This window comes from Bradyrhizobium sp. 40 (assembly GCF_023100925.1).
GTDB lineage: Bacteria > Pseudomonadota > Alphaproteobacteria > Rhizobiales > Xanthobacteraceae > Bradyrhizobium.
On the sequence record NZ_CP064688.1, the window covers coordinates 922,051 to 940,774 of the forward strand.

Here is an 18,724-nt window from a genome sequence, read left to right on the forward strand (position 1 = left end):
CAAATAATTCCCCCGCCCTGTCAGGCGGTCGGCTTGACAAAATCGCGGGATGATCTACCTATGTAAATGTTATTTACATTCACAACGGCGCTGATGCCGTCATGGAGAGGGAAATGGCCTACACCGCTGATGTCAATCGATGGCGCGGCCCTTCGGACCAACACTACGAGCGCCCCCACATGCTCAACACGCCCTGGCATCCCGGCTGGATCGCCGTGACCATCCTCGGTTTCATCATGTGGTGGCCGATCGGACTTGCCCTTCTCTTTTTCACACTCGGGAGCAGAAGAATGTCGTGCTGGAGCAACCAGGATCGCTGGCAGAACAAGATGGAGCGGATGCAGTACAAGATGGACCGTATGCGCGGCCGCATGGAGCGCCACGGTTTCGGCTTTGGCTTCGGCCCGCCCTCGAGCGGCAACCGCGCCTTTGACGAGTACCGCACCGAGACACTGCAGCGGCTCGAGGAGGAGCAGGTCGAGTTCAAGAACTTCCTCGACCGTCTGCGTCACGCCAAGGACAAGGAAGAGTTCGACCAGTTCATGGCGCAACACAAGACACGCCCGACCCCGCCGCCGACCGACCAGCAGCAAGGTTGATCTCAAGGTTGATCTCGGGACTGACGCCTCTCAAAGCCGTCAGGCGCATGCCCCCAAAGTCCTGATGGCCCCGAGCCGCCCGCCTGCGCAACCCGCAGGCGGGCGGTTTGATTTTGGCAATGCGCGTCAGGCTGCCGCGACCGTCCGGATTGCCTTGGTCTGGAAAAGCCTTGGGTCTGGAAGTCTGGTCCAGAGAGAGCTTGGTCAGCGCGCCGTGGCGAGCTGCGCGCGAACCGACTCCAGGAAGTGTTCGTAGGCGTAGTCCACGATCTCGTTGAGTGATCGCGTTCGCGCGAACATCGCCTTGGCCTCGGCGAGAAACTCCTCGCGGGTCGGAATCTTCGGCAAATGCAGATGCGTCAGTGCATCGACGCCTTCGTGCGCGCGACTGAGGATGTCCTGCAGCGTCGGCAGTTGCAGCTGGGCCAGATCGGCTCGGCGGAGCGCCGACGAGATCGCATGCGCCAGTGTCTGCGCATCGAACCGTCCGGCAAGCTCACGGGCCGCCCGGTTGATGACGCGTGCGCCAAGCGGCTGCTCGTTGCGCAGCACCTGCTCGGGCGGCGACTTCATGTTCCAGACGATGCCGAACCAGGACAGCACCTTCAGAATGTAAAAGGTGACGTCGATTTCCCACCAGCGAAAACCTTGCCGCACGCTGCTCTGGTAGGCGTGGTGATTATTGTGCCAGCCCTCACCGAGGGTGAACAAGGCCAGCAGCCAATTGTTGCGAGAATCATCGCCGGTCACGTACCGCTTGCGTCCATGCACATGGGCGAGGGAGTTGATGCAGAAGGTCGCGTGATAAACCAGCACGGTGCTCCACAGGAAGCCGACGACGAGACCGGACCACCCGCCAACCAGGAAGCAGAGCGCAGCCAGCGTAACGGCCGGCAGCAGTTCCAGGCGATGCAGCCACATCAACTCCGGATAGGCCGCGAAATCGCCAACCTTCACCAGATCGGTGCCATCGTGCTCCCGGTAAAAAATCCAGCCGAGATGGCTATAGAGGAAGCCTCGATGACGCGGTGAATGCACGTCGTCTTCGGTGTCGGAATGCAGATGATGATGTCGATGCTTGGCCGCCCACCACAAAACGCTTTTCTGCGCGGTGCTCTGCGCAAGCCAGGCCAGGATGAACTGAAATACCCGGCCGGTCGCAAAAGCCCGATGGGAGAAATAGCGGTGGTAGCCCGCTCCGATTGCAAACATGCGGACGACATACAGCGAGGCGCAGATCGCGATGGCCTGCCAGGTCACGCCGGTCCAGATGGCTGCAACGCAGCCGAGATGGACCAGCAGGAACGGCAGTGCGGAGGGATACATGATGTCGTCGTGTTGGTCGTCGGCGGAGGCATTGGGCGACATGGATTGGCGTGACCTTGGATGATGGAGATCCGGAGTCGCTTCGGCAGCACTGAGGGCCGCTGTGTACGACAAACCCGGGGGTGGCGGACCGCTGCGGGGCTTCGAACGAGATACTTTGCCTGAACAACCCGGGCCAGCGCGGCAGTACGATCCTGAGACCATAGCTTCGGCCGGGAACTCGACTTCCTCCATATATATGATCCCGGCCGCCTGGCATGCAAGCTCGTAGCCTCACGGGGAGCGTGGCGCGCGCGCTGCCGACGCTCTATATCTGACGGTGAAAAGGAAGCGTCAAAACATCGCAGGCGGCAACGATGACGGAAGCTGCGATCATGCCGAGCGAGACCCTCTGGCAGAAGATCCGCGACGAGGCGCAGCGCGCAGCGGCAGCCGACCCCATATTCGGCCGGGCTCTCGGCGGCCTCATCTTCGCCCATGACGATTTTACCGGCGCATTGTCCGACCTGATCGGACGGCGGCTTGGCGACAGCGCGGCCGAACGCGCGCGCTCCACGACATTTTCCCGCGACGCCTTCAATGGCCAGCCGAATCTGATCGAGGCGGCCGGCCGCGACTTGCAGGCCATCGTGCTCCGCGATCCCGCCATCACCGGACTGTTGGCGCCGCTGCTGCATTTCAAGGGCTATGTCGCCTTGCAGGCCTGGCGCGTCTCGAACTGGCTCTGGCATCACGACCAGCGCGACGCGGCGCTGCTGTTTCAGAACGAGGCGTCGAACGTCCTGCAGGTCAGCATTCATCCGGCGGCGAGCTTGGGATCGTCGGTGTATCTCGACCACGCCACCGGCATCGTGATCGGTGCCGATGTGGCGATCGGCGACGAGGCCACCATCCTTCAGAACGTCAGCATCGGTCGCGGCACGGAACTGCCGGCGCGCTCGCCTCGCATTGGTCGCGGCGTGTTCATCGGCTCCGGCGCGACGATTCTCGGCAACGTCAGCATCGGCGATTTTGCAAAGATCGGCGCCGACACCGTCGTGACGAGCGACGTGCCCCGGGGTTGCACCGCAGTCGGCAATCCGGCGCGGCTGACGAATTGCCCCGAACCGGCCTCGGCGGCCTGACTCGCCCTCAAGTCATCAGCCGACGTGCTCCTCGTTCAGGCGGCGCGGCGGTGGCGCTCGCCGCCATGATGCGGCGTGACCGGCTCCGAACTGGTCTGGCCCGGTGCGTCCAGCACCGCGACATGATGCCGGTAGACCATTTCCCAGCCCTTCCATCCCGTGAACAGGAGGATGCCCACCACGATCAGCGAGAGCGCCACGCCCCACGGCTTGACCGCAGCCTCCGCGCCTTGCGCGTAGCGGAGGTAGAAATTGATCAGGGCAAGCACGACCGCCGCCAGATTGCCGACCATGTGATACCAGGCATCGTTGAGGCTGCGGATACGGGCGTCGCTGAAGAAGTCGGTGAAGCCGGCCACGGCGGCAACGAGCGCCATGACGATGCCGGCGCCGATCAGCCATATGGCGGCTCTGGCCCAGAAGCCGTCGCCGGTTCCGATGAAGGCGAGATCGGCGATGGGCGCGCCGACCAGGAAGGCGACGGGGAACGGGATGATCATGGGGTGGAGCGGATGATCGCCGATGGCGGCGGTCGAGTTGGGGTTGATGCTCATGGCAAAACCTCGCGAGTAGTGATTTTCTGGACAATTTTTCGGGTGAGGGCTGGTTCCTCCGCCGGATATTGGGCTCCGCTCCTGATGCGCACAGGGAAGCGGAACGCTGGTGTTCCGGGCGCCAGCGCAACGTCCCGTCGAGGACGTGACGCAGAGCCGAGGCTCTGCGCAGGCGTTGCGGCGCGTGGGGGGAACGCGGACCCGCCCGCCGCGTCTCCCATCCCCCTGCGGGACCTCGCTTTCCCGCAGCCAAATTCGCCTGCGGTAACTCAGCATTAACCATCGCCGGGCTCTGGTAATTGCGGACAATCGCGCCCAGAGCCCGAAGTCTGAGCCTTGGGGTCGAGCCCATAGTTTTGACATCTTGGCAGGGAATGCAGGCGGCTGGCTTTGGACGAGCCCTGCACCCCAGACAGACAAGGCTTTGAGCGGGCTTGCCGGCCGCGCCGGTTCTAGCGCGGCTATTGGGGAACCGGCGGCCATTTGCTGGCCGGGACATTAGGTCGGGACATCAGGTAACGATCGCCTTGAGAGGATACTGCTTATGAATCCGGCCGACGTGGCTCAGTCAGCCCTTCCGGTTGCCGCTTCCGCGGACGTGTCGCTGATCGCGCTGTTCTGGCAGGCTCACTGGATCGTGAAAGCCGTGATGCTGGGGCTTCTCGCCTGCTCGGTCTGGGTCTGGGCGATCGCCATCGACAAGATCTTCCTGTTTGCCCGCACCCGCCGCTCGATGGATCGTTTCGAGCAAGCTTTCTGGTCCGGCGAGTCGATCGAAGACCTCTATCGCACGCTCTCGGCCAAGCCGACGCATTCCATGGCGGCCTGCTTCGTCGCGGCGATGCGCGAGTGGAAGCGTTCGTTCGAGAGCCAGGCCCGCTCGGTCGCAGGCCTTCAGATGCGCATCGACAAGGTCATGAATGTGTCGATCGCCCGCGAGGTCGAGCGGCTGGAACGCCGGCTGCTGGTGCTCGCCACCGTCGGCTCCGCAGGCCCGTTCGTCGGCCTGTTCGGCACGGTCTGGGGCATCATGTCGAGCTTCCAGTCGATCGCGGCGTCTAAAAATACCTCTCTGGCGGTGGTGGCCCCCGGCATCGCCGAGGCGCTGTTTGCGACCGCCGTCGGCCTTATCGCCGCCATTCCTGCCACTATTTTCTACAATAAGTTCACCTCCGAGGTGAACCGGCAGGCCCAGCGGCTCGAAGGCTTTGCCGATGAATTTTCAGCCATCCTGTCGCGCCAGATCGACGAGCGGGGCTGACGGACGGCATGTATAGTGTGAAGGGCAATTTGGGCACCAGACCATGGGCATGAACGTTGCGAGTTCGTCCGGAGGCGGTGGACGCCGTGGCCGGCGCAAGCCGGTCGTGGCCGAAATCAATGTCACGCCGATGGTGGACGTGATGCTGGTGCTGCTCATCATCTTCATGGTTTCGGCGCCGATGCTGACGGTTGGCGTGCCGCTCGACCTGCCGCAGACCCAGGCCAAGAGCCTCGAGAACAACGACCAGAAGCCGATCCAGATGTCGGTCGACATCAAGGGCAAGGTGTTCATCAACGACGCCGAGATCGCGATCAACGAACTGATCCCGAAGCTGAAGGCGATCACGGACGCGCGCGGCGGGCTCGAGGAACGGATCTATCTGCGTGCCGACAAGAAGGCGGATTACGGGACGGTGGCCAAGGTCATGGGCCAGTTGTCCGGCGCAGGCTTCAAGAAGCTGGCGCTCGTCACGGAAGCGGATCAGGGGTAGACCGTGAAGGTGAAGGTCGACAAGACACTCGTTGCGTCGATTGCCCTCCACGTCCTCGTGCTGGGATGGGGGCTCGTCACCTTTAGCAGCAGGGCTTTCGTGCCGGCGGAAGAGTCGCTGCCGATCGACATCATCTCCACCGACCAGCTCGCGCAGATGATGTCGGGGCAGAAGACCGGCGACAAGAAAGAGCCGAAGCCGAAGGTCGAGAAGATTGCGGAAGCCAAGCCCGAGGAAGACGCCGTCGGCAAGGTCACCGAGAAGAAAGAGCTGATCAAGACCAACTCGACGCCCGAACCGCCGCCAAAACCCGTCGAAAAGCCGGTCGAGAAAAAGCCCGAGCCGCCCAAGCCCGTCGCCGAGGCGAAGCCGAAGGAAGAGCCGAAGCCACAGGAAAAGAAGCCTGATCCGGCCAAGGAAGATCCGATCGCCGAACTGCAGAAAAAGCTGGACACCAAGAAGCCGCCACCCAAGCCGCCCGAGCAAAAGGTCGCGGCGGTGCAGCCGCCGCAGCAGCCGAAGCCCAAGGAGCGCAGCTTCGATCCCGCGCAGATTGCCCGAGATCTCGACAAGCGCGCCGCGACCCGGCACGAGCTCACGGGATCGACTCTGAATGCGTCCGCCGCGCTGGGATCGACGACCGGGACGGCCGCTAACAACGTTGCGACCTGGCAAGGCGCGTTCATGGCAGCGGTCAAGCGCTGCTTCACGCCCACCTATAACGGGCAGGACGCCGATCAATACGAAGCCGACATTGATATTTTCATGAAGATCGATGGATCGCTGGCATCCGAGCCGGTCGTCGTTGCGGCGAGAGGACCGTCCCGGTCGATCGCTCAGGCAGTGGCGGAGAGTGGCAAGCGAGCCATCGTACAATGTCAGGTCTATTCGTTCCTGCCAAAGCAGCAGTATGACACTTGGAAAACCATTCCGATGCGCTTCGGCCTGAAAGATATGTTGTGACATCCGAACAAAAGAATTTTGCGATGAATGACGCTCGATCGATCACCCGCCGCCGCTTTATGACCGTCAGTGGATCGGCGCTGGCGATGCTTGGGGGCGGACATGCCCTGGCACAGGCCCAAAAGCGGCTTGAAATCAATCCCACGGAATTTCGGCCGATCCCGATTGCGATCACCAATTTCGTGCCGGGCTCGCCCGCCGACGGCGACGTCGGCAACGGCGTCACCCAGGTCATCACCAACAATCTGAAGCGCTCGGGCCTGTTCGCGCCGGTCGACCAGGCCGCCTTCATCGAGCGCATCAGCAACATCGACGTCGCGCCGCAATTCGAGAACTGGAAAACCCTAAACGCGCAGGCCCTCGTCACCGGCCGCATGACGCGGCAGCCGGACGGACGCCTCAAGGCCGAATTCCGCTTGTGGGACGTGGTCACCGGCCAGCAGCTCGCCGGCCAGCAATATTTCACCTCGCCGGAATATTGGCGCCGCATCGCCCACATCATCTCCGACCAGATCTATGAGAAGCTGACCGGCGAGAAGGGCTATTTCGACAGCCGCGTGGTGTTCGTCGACGAGACCGGGCCGAAGGAGCGCCGCGTCAAGCGCCTCGCGATGATGGACCAGGACGGCGCCAATGTGCGCTATCTGACCCGCGGCTCCGACCTCGTGCTGACCCCGCGCTTCTCGCCGAACTCGCAAGAGATCACCTACATGGAGTTTGGCCAAGGCGATCCGAAGGTCTACCTGTTCAACATCGAGACCGGCCAGCGCGAGATCGTCGGCAACTTCCCGGGCATGACCTTTGCGCCGAGGTTCTCGCCGGACGGCCAGCGCGTCATTATGAGCCTGCAGCAGGGCGGCAATTCCAACCTGTTCGTGATGGATCTGCGCTCGCGCTCGACCACGCGCCTCACCGACACGCCCGCGATCGACACCTCACCTTCCTACTCTCCGGACGGCACCCGCATCTGCTTCGAGTCCGATCGCGGCGGCAGATCGCAGATCTATGTCATGGCCGCGGGCGGCGGAGCGGCGCAGCGCATCTCCTTCTCCAAGGACGACAACAACGCCACCTATTCGACGCCGGTGTGGTCGCCGCGGGGCGATTACATCGCCTTCACCAGGCAAGGCGGCGGGCAGTTCTCGATCGGCGTGATGAAGCCGGACGGCTCCGGCGAACGGCTTCTCACCTCCGGCTACCACAACGAAGGTCCAACCTTCTCGCCGAACGGCCGCGTGCTGATGTTCTTCCGCGATCCCGGCGGCAGCGGCGGGCCGTCGCTGTTCTCCGTCGACATCTCGGGACGCAACGAGCTGAAGGTGCCGACGCCGGGCTTCGCTTCCGACCCGGCATGGTCGCCGCTATTGTCCTCGACGTCGGGCTAGCCGCCGCTCGCGGTGCGCGATGATTTGACCGCGCGCCTTTTCCGAAAACTTTGCCAGATGTTTCCCCGCGATAATTGTTCTTTAAGGTTGCACTCGGCAAACTTTTCCCATCGGTTTGTTTCTATTGATGTATTTCGACTATTGGTCACTCAAAACAACTCGACTTTAACGATGTTCCCTCAGAAAGACTTCATACCGGATCGGTAAAACTGCGCTCCAGACAGGACGCGCGTAAACACCAGATGCAGTTTGCAAGTCAGAGCGGAGAGCCGGAACAGCGGCCGCCGAAAACTTCGGCGGCGCAAATCGATTCGCTGTTCGAAGCGCCTGGCCCGTTGCTGGCCGGACTCATTTTCGTGTCGATTGGTGCGGCCCTGACCGCGCTGAGGACGGGCGAGCCGCTGATCTGGGCTTGCGTCGCACTTCTGATCCTGGCCGGGTCCGCGCGGGCGATCGACCTGCGGCTCTATCAGGCACGTCAGGCGGTCATGACCGTCGAGGCGGCCGCACGCTGGCAGAAGCGCTATCAGATCGGGGCAAAGATCCAGGCGGCTGCGATCGGCATCTGGTGCGCCACCGCCCTGTTGGCCACGGACGACGCCGTGGCTCACATGATAGCCTTGTCGGTCACCACCGGAATCGCGGCGGGCGGCGCGGGCAGGGCATATGGCCGGCCTGCGATCTTCCACCTCCAGGCCGTGCTGATTTTCGGCCCGGCCGTGCTTGCCCTGGCGCTGCGTGGAACGCCCTACTACATCGCGATGGCGCTGGTCAGCGGCGCGTTCCTGATGGCGATCATGCAGCTTTCGGTGAATCTGCACCGAATCTTCATGGGAGCGGTCGTGGCACGGGAACGTGAAGCCGCGCTCGCCGGCCAGTTCGATACGGCGCTGAACAACATGCCGCACGGCCTCTGCATGTTCCGCGTCGACGGACAGCTGGCGGTCATGAATCACCGCTTCGGCGCAATGATGAACCTGCCGGAAGGTCTCGCGCAGCGCGGCATCAACGCGCGTGACATCGTCGCGGCGTGCGTCAGCGCCGGATCCATCTCGGCTGGGAGCGGCGAGCGGATCGTCGCGGACATCGAGAGTTCGCAAGCCAAGGAGATCATCACCGCCGATCCCGACACGCAGCGAAACCGGTCGTTGTCCTGGACTGTCCAGCCGATGGCTGACGGCGGCGCGGTGGTGCTACTCGAGGACATTACCGACCGTCGCAGCGCCGAGGCCAAGATTACGCATCTGGCGCGCTACGACGACCTCACCGCGCTCCCCAACCGCGTTCATTTCCGCGATGAGATCGAAAGGCTGCTGGCGATCTCGCACGACGCCGAGCGCCTGTCCGCGCTGCTGTTCGTCGATCTCGACCAGTTCAAGCAGGTCAACGACACGCTCGGCCATCCCTGCGGCGACCAGCTGCTGTGCGCGGTCGCCAACCGTCTGCGCGAGATGTTGCGCCCCGAGGATTTCGTCGCCCGCTTCGGCGGTGACGAATTCGTCGTATTCCAGGAGAACATCTCCTCGCCCGAGGACGCCGCCGCGCTGGCGCGCCGGATCGTCGAACGGCTGAGCGAGCGCTACCGCATCGACAATCATCTGGTCGAGATCGGGGCCAGCGTCGGCATCGCGTTGACCTCTCCGGAGGGCGTCAGCGCGGACACGCTGCTCAAGAACGCCGACATGGCGCTGTACCGGGCCAAGGCCGACGGCCGCGGCACCTTCTGCTTCTTCCGCGACGAGATGGCGGCGACCGTGGAGGCGCGCCGCATCCTCGAGCTCGACCTGCGCAAGGCGCTCGCCAACGAGGAATTCGAGCTGTTCTACCAGCCGCTGGTGAATTTGAAGTCCGGCAAGATCACGACGTGCGAGGCGCTGCTGCGCTGGAATCATCCGGTGCGCGGCACGGTCTCGCCGGTGGACATCATCCCGGTCGCCGAGGACATGGGGCTGATCGTCGATCTCGGCCGCTGGATCCTGCGCCGCGCCTGCATGGAATGCATGAAATGGCCGGAGGGCGTCAACGTCGCCGTCAACTTCTCGCCGCAGCAATTCCACCAGCGCGACGTCTTGAGCGAAATCCGCTACGCACTCGAGGTTTCGGGGCTCCCGGCGCATCGGCTGGAGATCGAGATCACCGAATCCTCGCTGTTGCGCAACACCCAGCTCACGCACGACATCCTGTCGCAATTGCATGCGATCGGCGTGCGCATTTCGCTGGATGATTTCGGCACCGGCTATTCGAGCCTCAGCTACCTGCACAATTTCCCGATGCAGAAGGTGAAGATCGACCGCTCCTTCCTCGAAGGCATCGACGCCGACCGGCCGCTGACGCTGCTGCGCGGCGTGGCGCGGCTATCGGCCGATCTCGGCATGGCGGTCGTGGTCGAGGGCATCGAGACCAATGATCAGCTCGAGCTGATCAGCGCCGACGGCACCGTGACCGAAGGGCAGGGCTATCTGTTCAGCCGGCCGGTGCCGGCAGTCCGGATTCGCCAATTGCTCAATGCCTCGCATGGCCGTCGCGGGGCTGAGGACCAGATCGTCATGGTGTCCTCGCGATCGATCGCCTGATCTTTCTCTGCCTCACTCCTCAACGTATTTAGCTCTCGTTCGTCCGTGTTTTTGCGGGCTGCAAAGGTTAACCCTAACGTTTCTAAGCCTTTGCAATTCCGTTAATGAACCATTAATCTCCCCGCACTCGCAGAAGTTGCTTTGGAGTGTAGGGGTACTGGATGACGTCTGGAGCTGAACCGCAAACGGTGCTCCTTCCGCGGGGAGCCGCTCTGTTTGACCGCATCGATTACCGCCTGATCGAAACTCCTGAGGACCGAGACAACCTCTATCTGATGCGGTACCGGGCCTATCTGCATGCCGGACTGATCGAGCCGTCGGAGTCGCGGCGCGTGACTGATCGCTTCGACGATGCGCCCAACACCTGGAATTTCGGGGTCTATGTCGATGGAGAGCTCTGCAGCTCCGTTCGCATTCACGTCCTGACGTCTGACTGGCGAATGTCCTACACGACCGAAGTGTTTGGCGACGTCTTGCATCCCCGCCTCGACCGCGGCGAAGTTCTCATCGATCCATGCCGGTTTGTTGCTGATCCCGAAAAGCACCAGCGTTTTCCGGAGCTGCCCTATCTGACGGTGCGGCTGGCTTTTGTGGCTTGCGATCATTTCAACGCCGACACCGGGCTGGCCATGATCCGGACCGATCATCAGGCGTTTTATCGTCGCATCTTCCTGCACGAGACTATTTCACCGGAGCCCCGCGGGTTTCCGGGCTGGCCCACCAAGAAGGCCGTGCTGATGGCGTCCGATTTCCGGAACCTGCGGGAAAAGGTTCTGACGCGCTTTCCGATCATGCGCTCCAGCGCTTTTGAGCGGCGCATGTTGTTTCAACGCAGCAGCCCGCGCCAGGCGGCCCCGCGGCCGGTGTCGCTGGCCACGCAGCGGACCCCGGACGTAGCCGCCTCGGCAACGGGTTCTGCCCGCTAGGTCCCAGGATCTGACCCAAGGATCTGGCCCCGGCGTCTCCACGCGAGAGCCTAAAATTCCAGCAAGGGCCGCGGTTTTTGCCGGTCGGCGCGGCTTGCCTTCACCATCGCGCCACATTTACAACCCATTAACCATGACGGTTGCTTTTCGCTGGTTGGGGGCATTTGACCGGCTGTGGCAAGGTTCCATCAAGGTTGACGGAACGTTCGCTTAACCAACCCCCTGTAGACCGGACAGCAGTGGACGAAACGTGAGCGTGGAGGCTCCGGAATGAAACATCCTATGCGCATCCTCCAGGGATTGAAGCTGGCCGCGGTGCTTGCCGTCGCGTTGTCGATGGGTGCCTGCGCCAACAAGAATGCTGCCACGGATGCGATGGCCAACGCGGCGACGCCGGGCAGTCAGCAAGACTTCGTCGTCAATGTCGGCGACCGCGTGTTCTTCGAAAGCGACCAGACCGATCTGACCCCGCAGGCGATCGTGACCCTGGAGAAGCAGGCGCAGTGGCTCCAGAGCTATCCGCGCTACAGCTTCACCGTCGAAGGTCATGCCGACGAACGCGGCACCCGCGAATACAACATCGCGCTCGGTGCCCGCCGCGCCCAGTCGGTGCGTTCGTTCCTCGCCTCGCGCGGCATCGATCCGAATCGCATGCGCACGATCTCGTACGGCAAGGAGCGGCCGGTCGCCGTTTGCAACGACATCTCCTGCTGGTCGCAGAACCGCCGCGCCGTCACCGTGCTGAACGCGAGCTCCTGACCATTGGTCAGGCGCCGTTCATCTTCAGAAACCGATTATGCCGGCGCCCTCTCGGGCGCCGGTTTCGTTTCAGCGATCTGTGACGGAAACCCCTTTGTTTCAGTCACAGTTTTGGCGTACTCCGCTTCAATGTGTGGCGCGTCGAATGTTCGGTCGCAGGCCATTTCGCTTTCGTCGTCAGGGCAAGATGTCATCCAGATTTAAGGTCTTCACCGGCACCGTGGCGATCGCCGCGCTGCTCTCTTTGTGCTCGCCCGCCCTCGCACAGTCGGACGATGCAGATCCCGAGATGCGGATCGAGCGGCTGGAGAACCAGTTGCGCCAGCTCACCGGCCAGAACGAAGAGCTGCAATATCGAAACCGCCAGCTCGAAGAGCGGCTGCGAGCGCTCGAGGGCGGCGCGCAAGCTGCGCCCGGTCAGACGCCGGTCCAGCCCAATGTCGCGGCCATGCCGCCCGCGCAAGCCGCGCCGGCCTATCGCCAGCAGCCGCCGCACCAGCAAGCGGCCCAGCCGAATTACGAGCAGCCGCAGATCGCCTCTCCGGCGCCGATCGTTCAGGAGCAGCCTGCGCCCGGCGCCCCGGGCACGCGCCGCCGCGGCGATGCCTTCGACCCGAACCAGAGCCCGAATGCGCCGGGTGCGCCGCGCGCGCTCGGCGGCGGGCAGCAACCGATGCCTGCAGGTGCCCCGAGCGGCGCGCCCGGCGGCCGTGGCGCCGGCGAACCGCTTGATCTCGCCAACAACGGGACCCGCTATCCGCAGGCGACCGCACCCCAGGCTGCGCAGCCCGGCTATCCGCCGGCTCCATCCGGCTCTCCCGCGCCGGGCGGCACGGGCCTTGCGACCCTGCCGCCCTCGGCAACGCCGCGCGACGAATTCGACCTCGGCATCGGCTACATGCAGCGCAAGGACTATGCGCTGGCCGAGCAGACCATGAAGAACTTCTCGCAGAAATATCCGAGCGACCCGCTGCTCGGCGACGCGCAATACTGGCTCGGCGAGAGCTATTTCCAGCGCCAGCAATATCGCGACTCCGCGGAAGCCTTCCTCGCCGTCACCACCAAATACGACAAATCCGCCAAGGCGCCGGATGCCCTGCTGCGGCTCGGCCAGTCGCTGGCGGCGCTGAAGGAAAAGGAGGCAGCGTGCGCCGCCTTCGGCGAAGTCGGCCGCAAATATCCGCGCGCTTCCGCCGGCGTCAAAGCCGCGGTCGACCGCGAGCAGAAGCGGGTGAAGTGCTGACGCGCGGCGATTGATCCTGACAAGATTGATGGCGCTGCGCTAAACAGTCGGTCCATCCGCGGACGATTGCAGCGTCATGCCAGAGGACAATTCACCGATCTCGGCGCGTGAGGCCAAGCGCCTCTTCGCAGGCCTGAAAGGCGCGCAGGGACTGCTGCTCGCGGTCTCCGGCGGGCCCGACTCGGTGGCGCTGATGTGGCTTGCGGCGCGCTGGCATCGCAGCCTGGCGTGCGGCCCGCGTCTCACCGTCGTCACGATCGACCACGGCTTGCGGCCGGAGGCGGCGCGCGAGGCGCGCGAGGTCAAGCGTCTGGCGACCGGGCTTGGCTTGCCGCACCGGACCCTGCGCTGGCGCGGCGCCAAGCCGAAAACGGGACTGCCGGCCGCCGCGCGCGAGGCACGCTACCGCCTGCTCGTGCAGGCCGCACGCAAGGCTGGTGCGAGCCACGTGCTGACCGCCCACACCCGCGACGACCAGGCCGAGACCCTGTTGATGCGTCTTGTCCGCGGCAGCGGATTGGCCGGGCTGTCGGCGATGGCCCGTCTCACCGAGCGCGACGGCGTCGTTCTTGCGCGTCCACTGCTCGATGTTCCGAAATCGCAGCTGATCGCGACCTTGAAGCGGGCGAAGATCGGCTTTGCCGACGATCCCACCAACCACGACGCTGCCTTTACCCGGCCGCGGCTGCGTGCGCTGCTGCCGCAGCTCGCGGCGGAGGGCGGTGATGCCCGCAGCCTGGCTCGGCTCGCGGCAAGGTTGGCGCGCGCCAATGTGGCCGTCGAGGTGCTGACCAATGGAGCCGAGCGCTTCCTCCGTTTGCGGGATCGCGGCGATGCGCCGCAGGCCGGCGTTCGAAGCTTCGAGGCCCCCGTGTTTGCCGCCCTGCCGGAGGAGGTCCGGCTGCGGATCCTGCTGCGGGCCATCAACGCGTTCGGGCATGAGGGACCGGCGGAACTCGGCAAGGTCGAATCCCTTCTGGCCGTGCTCGATCAGGCCATTGCCGCAAGTCCCCGCGGACCCGCAAATGGCCGGCCGGCCCTGAAGCAGACGCTTGCGGGAGCCTTGATCAGCCTTGTCGGGGGACGTATCCGCATCGGGCCGGCGCCGGCCCGGCGCAAGGGTGGATCAAGGGTGGATAGGGGCGGATCATCGCACCGGCCGTTTCGAGACCGCGCCGTGAGGACACCTTAACCAGGCAGGAAAAAGCGGGATCTGGGTGCCATTATTTCAGCGGGAATCGGACTAAGATGGGCTAAATAGTCCCATCTCGTTCCCTTGGCAGCGACCGGAGCGACACCTAGATTGTATCCGTCTAACCGAGAGGATTCCTTGGGGATTTCCTCGCGCTGCCCAAATAACTGCCCAAGGCTCAGGCCGCGATCCGCGCGACCACGAAGGAAGATCGATGAACGCCAATCTGCGCAATTTCGCCCTCTGGGTCATCATTGTCCTGCTGCTGTTGGCGTTGTTCACGCTCTTCCAGAATCCGGGTCAGCGCGCCTCCTCGCAGGACATCGCCTTCTCCCAGCTCCTGAGCGAGGTTGATCGCGGCAATGTGCGCGACGTCGTGATCCAGGGGCCGGACATCCACGGCACCTTCACCAACGGCTCGAGCTTCCAGACCTATGCGCCGAGCGATCCGACGCTCGTGAAGCGCCTCTATGACAGCAAGGTGCAGATCACCGCGAAGCCGCCCGGCGACAACGTGCCGTGGTTCGTCTCGCTGCTGGTCTCCTGGCTGCCCTTCATCGCGCTGATCGGCGTGTGGATCTTCCTGTCGCGGCAGATGCAGGGCGGCGCCGGCAAGGCGATGGGCTTCGGCAAGTCGCGCGCAAAAATGCTGACTGAAGCGCATGGCCGCGTCACCTTCGAGGACGTCGCGGGCGTCGACGAGGCCAAGCAGGACCTGCAGGAGATCGTCGAATTCCTGCGCGACCCCGGCAAATTCCAGCGTCTCGGCGGCCGCATTCCGCGCGGCGTGCTGCTGGTCGGCCCTCCCGGCACCGGCAAGACCCTGATCGCGCGTGCGGTCGCGGGCGAAGCCAACGTGCCGTTCTTCACCATTTCGGGTTCTGACTTCGTCGAGATGTTCGTCGGCGTCGGCGCCAGCCGCGTCCGCGACATGTTCGAGCAGGCCAAGAAGAACGCGCCCTGCATCATCTTCATCGACGAAATCGATGCCGTCGGTCGGCACCGTGGCGCTGGCCTCGGCGGCGGCAATGACGAGCGCGAGCAGACGCTGAACCAGTTGCTGGTCGAGATGGACGGCTTCGAGGCCAATGAGGGCGTGATCCTGATCGCCGCGACCAACCGTCCCGACGTGCTCGATCCCGCGCTGCTGCGTCCCGGCCGCTTCGACCGTCAGGTCGTGGTGCCGAACCCCGACGTCGTCGGCCGCGAGCAGATCCTCAAGGTCCACGTCCGCAAGGTGCCGCTGGCGCCGGACATCAACCTCAAGACCATCGCGCGCGGCACCCCGGGCTTCTCCGGCGCCGACCTGATGAACCTCGTCAATGAAGCCGCGCTCACCGCCGCCCGTCGCAACAAGCGGATGGTGACCCAGGCCGAGTTCGAGGAAGCCAAGGACAAGGTGATGATGGGCGCCGAGCGCAAGTCGCTCGTCATGACCGAGGAAGAGAAGCTGCTGACGGCCTATCACGAGGGCGGCCACGCCATCGTCGGCCTCAATGTCGTCGCGACCGACCCGATCCACAAGGCGACCATCATTCCGCGCGGTCGTGCGCTGGGTATGGTCATGCAGCTGCCCGAGCGTGACAAGCTGTCGATGTCGCTGGAGCAGATGACCTCGCGCCTTGCCATCATGATGGGTGGCCGCGTCGCCGAAGAGCTGATCTTCGGCCGCGAGAAGGTGACTTCGGGTGCGTCGTCGGACATCGAGCAGGCGACGCGTCTGGCACGCATGATGGTGACGCGCTGGGGCCTGTCCGAGGCGCTCGGCACGGTGTCCTATGGCGAGAACCAGGACGAGGTTTTCCTGGGCATGTCGGTGTCGCGCACCCAGAACGCATCGGAAGCGACGGTTCAGAAGATCGATACCGAGATCCGGCGTTTCGTCGAAGAAGGCTACAACGAAGCAACCCGTATTCTCACCGAGAAGCGCGCCGATCTCGAAGCTCTCGCCAAGGGCCTGCTCGAGTTCGAGACGCTCTCTGGCGACGAGATCATCGACCTGCTCAAGGGCAAGAAGCCGAACCGCGAGTCCGTGCTCGAGCCGACCACGCCGCGTGCCTCGGCCGTGCCGCCGGCCGGCAAGTCGCGCCCGCGGCCCGATCCGGATCCCGGCCTGGAGCCGCAGCCGCAGGCGTAATCGCGAACGGCAGATCGAATTGAAAAACGCGGCGGAAACGCCGCGTTTTTTGTTGGGTGGTGGTGCGTCGGCGAACGACTCATCGTTGCGAGGAGCTCTTGCGACGAAGCTTCGCTACGCTCGCAGTGACGACGTTGACGCAGGGCAGGGTTGCCTCGCAATCACCTAGGCGCTAGGGCTTCGCGCTCGTCGCCGACCCACCTACCGTGTTGTCCCGCACGTGGATCACTGCGATGTCGTCCGTATAGATCCGCTTCCAGCCCTTCAGCATGTCCAGGATCTGCGGTCCGGGCGCGTCGGCGGCCAATAGCGTTGCGTCGATCTTGTGCTCGTCGAGCAGCCGCGGAAGCAGCTCGGGCTTCTTGCCCTCGGTCGCCTTGAAGAAGTCCATGACGAACCTCTCACCGTAGAGCTCGGCGCGACCGTCGACGTAAACGGGGATGTCGCGCGAGATCAGATAGCCGCCGAACTGATAGGCGTTGAAGACGCGCTGGACCTTGCGTTGTTCGAGCAAGTCGACTGCCGCGACCGGCGTCTGCGTCATGGTGAAGCTGAAGCTGTGGTGGCCCATATAGAGCGAGGTCGAGGCCCAGCTTGCGGCGACGATCATGAGTGCGCCAAGCGCGGTGACATAGCGGGCCGGCCAGCGGTCGGCACCGGGTGCGTCCGGCTGCGGGCGCGAGGCCAGCTGGCCGAGCGGCTTCGCCAGCACCAGCGGCACCAGGAACGCGAACGCCTCGATGCTCCTGACGTGGGTCAGCGCGCTCCAGGTCAGGAACAGGATCAGGAAGATCCTGGGCGCGGAGAGCACGAGGCCGCGATAATAGCCGAACGCGATCAGGCCGAGCAGGGCGCCTTCGAACGAGGAGAAGGTGGCAAAGTTCGCCGGCATCCATTCGAAGATCAGCGAGAGCAACTCGCCCAGGCTCAAGATGTTGGTGGCGCCCAGCAGCGTTCCCCAGCCGTACGGCGTACAGCAGCTCGCGACCAGTGCACCGATGCCGAACAGCACCCAGCGCAGGAACAGCTGAAGCCGCCGCCCCTTCTCGGCGTGCTCGACGGCCTCGAGCGCGATCGGACCGATCAGCGCCAGACCGAGCACGAAGCCGCCATGCAAGTTCGCCCACAGCGCCATCAGCGGCAGCCAGTACCAGGACGGCGTGCTCCTGCGGTCGGCGGTCGCCATCAATAGACCGACCCATGCCACCATGACAGGCAGCGCCAGGACGTGCGGACGCGCCAGGACGTGATGCAGCGACAGCAGCAGGGCCAGCATCGCAAGCAGCACTGCGCGCGGTGCCTCGATCTGCACGTCGAGCAGATAGACGAAGATCGCGGCCGTGAGCGCGACTCCCATCGCGGTGAGGATGACGGGACCTGCCCAGCCCAATTGCGCATAGGAGAGAGCGAACAGCACCTGCGACAGCCACGACGTTGAAATCCACGGCGCGCCCGTCCGCGTGAAGGAATAGATGTCCGTGTACGGCATAGCGCCGTGATCGATGATCCATTGTCCGATCTTGATCTGCCAAAACGAGTCGGAGTCCTGAAGCAGCGTATCGCCGACATACATGAAGAAGAGATAGGCGCCCGCACCGACGCACAGCGGCACCAGGGCTCGCGCACGACCCTGCACCGTGATGCTGTTGGCAAAGGAAAGGGACATGCCGCGTCGTCGTCCTGTTGTTTTGTCGGGGTGCCGAGCGATCAACATTGGACCACGGCGGTCATAATTCCGGGTAAACCGGTGATACCGGGCCGGCTTGATGTCTCGACAATTTAACGGATCGTTTTAGATTTCGGTTTACCATCGGCGAATACACGCAAACCGCTCTGTATTTCCGCAGTCGAATTAACTGCGGCGCAATTCTTTGCCACTACGTTCGCATCCATGGTCGAGCGGCGCTGGGAAGCCAAAAAGACCAGATCAGTTGTAGCCTCGTGTACTCATTTGGAGCTCTTTATGAAGAACCTCGTTGCGAATTTCGCGAAAGATGAATCCGGCGCCACCGCCATTGAATACGGTCTGATCGCCGCCGGCATCGCGCTGGCGATCATCACTGTCGTCAATAACCTGGGCACCACGTTGAACGCCAAGTTCACCTCGATCTCGTCCAGCCTCAAGTAAGACTGAACGGACCAAGAGTAGAAAGAGCCTTGTCCCGGACAAGGCTCTTTTCTTTTGTGCC

16 protein-coding genes are annotated in these 18,724 nt (G+C 63.7%); 13 read left to right on the forward strand and 3 right to left on the reverse strand.

Annotation, left to right across the window (positions count from 1 at the left end):
• Window positions 1-113: 113 nt before the first annotated feature.
• Window positions 114-599 carry a DUF2852 domain-containing protein gene (locus IVB40_RS04300; RefSeq protein ID WP_027570335.1) on the forward strand — a complete coding sequence of 162 codons (486 nt, stop codon included), beginning with the start codon at window positions 114-116 and terminating at the stop codon, window positions 597-599.
• A gap of 204 nt (window positions 600-803) precedes the next feature.
• Here IVB40_RS04300 and IVB40_RS04305 read toward each other — a convergent pair whose 3' ends face one another.
• A complete protein-coding gene (locus IVB40_RS04305) occupies window positions 804-1,967 on the reverse strand; it encodes an acyl-CoA desaturase (protein ID WP_247818183.1) in 1,164 nt (387 codons plus the stop codon).
• A 314-nt stretch (window positions 1,968-2,281) separates the two neighbouring features.
• On the opposite strand from IVB40_RS04305, the gene IVB40_RS04310 reads away from it, so the two are divergent.
• Window positions 2,282-3,049, forward strand: coding sequence for a serine acetyltransferase (locus IVB40_RS04310; protein WP_247818184.1), 768 nt, complete (start codon window positions 2,282-2,284; stop codon window positions 3,047-3,049).
• A 35-nt stretch (window positions 3,050-3,084) separates the two neighbouring features.
• Here the strand turns inward: IVB40_RS04310 and IVB40_RS04315 are convergent, their stop codons facing one another.
• On the reverse strand, window positions 3,085-3,603 hold the full coding sequence (locus IVB40_RS04315; protein ID WP_247818185.1) for a DUF2231 domain-containing protein: 519 nt from the start codon (window positions 3,601-3,603) through the stop codon (window positions 3,085-3,087).
• A gap of 544 nt (window positions 3,604-4,147) precedes the next feature.
• Here IVB40_RS04315 and tolQ point away from each other — a divergent pair.
• The 10 genes from tolQ to ftsH all read left to right on the forward strand — a co-directional run bounded on the left by tolQ (window position 4,148) and on the right by ftsH (window position 16,535).
• Window positions 4,148-4,864 (forward strand): protein TolQ, encoded by a 717-nt coding sequence (tolQ, locus tag IVB40_RS04320; RefSeq protein WP_007596319.1) that lies wholly within the window; start codon window positions 4,148-4,150, stop codon window positions 4,862-4,864.
• Window positions 4,865-4,907: 43 nt separating this feature from the next.
• A complete protein-coding gene (gene tolR / locus IVB40_RS04325) occupies window positions 4,908-5,357 on the forward strand; it encodes a protein TolR (protein ID WP_018453789.1) in 450 nt (149 codons plus the stop codon).
• Between the two features lie 3 nt (window positions 5,358-5,360).
• Window positions 5,361-6,320, forward strand: a complete 960-nt coding sequence (locus tag IVB40_RS04330; RefSeq protein ID WP_247358258.1) for a protein TolA — start codon at window positions 5,361-5,363, stop codon at window positions 6,318-6,320.
• A gap of 23 nt (window positions 6,321-6,343) precedes the next feature.
• Window positions 6,344-7,705 carry a Tol-Pal system beta propeller repeat protein TolB gene (gene tolB, locus IVB40_RS04335; RefSeq protein WP_247401033.1) on the forward strand — a complete coding sequence of 454 codons (1,362 nt, stop codon included), beginning with the start codon at window positions 6,344-6,346 and terminating at the stop codon, window positions 7,703-7,705.
• A 242-nt stretch (window positions 7,706-7,947) separates the two neighbouring features.
• Window positions 7,948-10,278, forward strand: coding sequence for an EAL domain-containing protein (locus tag IVB40_RS04340; protein ID WP_247358260.1), 2,331 nt, complete (start codon window positions 7,948-7,950; stop codon window positions 10,276-10,278).
• Between the two features lie 161 nt (window positions 10,279-10,439).
• Window positions 10,440-11,204: a hypothetical protein gene (locus tag IVB40_RS04345; protein WP_247401037.1), complete on the forward strand. Its 765-nt coding sequence runs from the start codon at window positions 10,440-10,442 to the stop codon at window positions 11,202-11,204.
• A 270-nt stretch (window positions 11,205-11,474) separates the two neighbouring features.
• Complete coding sequence (pal, locus tag IVB40_RS04350) at window positions 11,475-11,963, forward strand: peptidoglycan-associated lipoprotein Pal (RefSeq protein WP_007596304.1); 489 nt, start codon at window positions 11,475-11,477, stop codon at window positions 11,961-11,963.
• A 187-nt stretch (window positions 11,964-12,150) separates the two neighbouring features.
• Window positions 12,151-13,206: a tol-pal system protein YbgF gene (gene ybgF / locus IVB40_RS04355; protein WP_247818186.1), complete on the forward strand. Its 1,056-nt coding sequence runs from the start codon at window positions 12,151-12,153 to the stop codon at window positions 13,204-13,206.
• A gap of 76 nt (window positions 13,207-13,282) precedes the next feature.
• Entirely contained in the window at window positions 13,283-14,398 is a 1,116-nt protein-coding gene (gene tilS, locus IVB40_RS04360) for a tRNA lysidine(34) synthetase TilS (protein ID WP_247818187.1), read from the forward strand.
• Between the two features lie 214 nt (window positions 14,399-14,612).
• Window positions 14,613-16,535 (forward strand): ATP-dependent zinc metalloprotease FtsH, encoded by a 1,923-nt coding sequence (gene ftsH / locus IVB40_RS04365; protein WP_007596301.1) that lies wholly within the window; start codon window positions 14,613-14,615, stop codon window positions 16,533-16,535.
• Window positions 16,536-16,707: 172 nt separating this feature from the next.
• Here the strand turns inward: ftsH and IVB40_RS04370 are convergent, their stop codons facing one another.
• Complete coding sequence (locus tag IVB40_RS04370; protein ID WP_247818188.1) at window positions 16,708-18,201, reverse strand: hypothetical protein; 1,494 nt, start codon at window positions 18,199-18,201, stop codon at window positions 16,708-16,710.
• Window positions 18,202-18,498: 297 nt separating this feature from the next.
• Here IVB40_RS04370 and IVB40_RS04375 point away from each other — a divergent pair, with 297 nt between their 5' ends.
• Entirely contained in the window at window positions 18,499-18,663 is a 165-nt protein-coding gene (locus IVB40_RS04375; protein WP_027570346.1) for a Flp family type IVb pilin, read from the forward strand.
• Window positions 18,664-18,724: the final 61 nt, after the last annotated feature.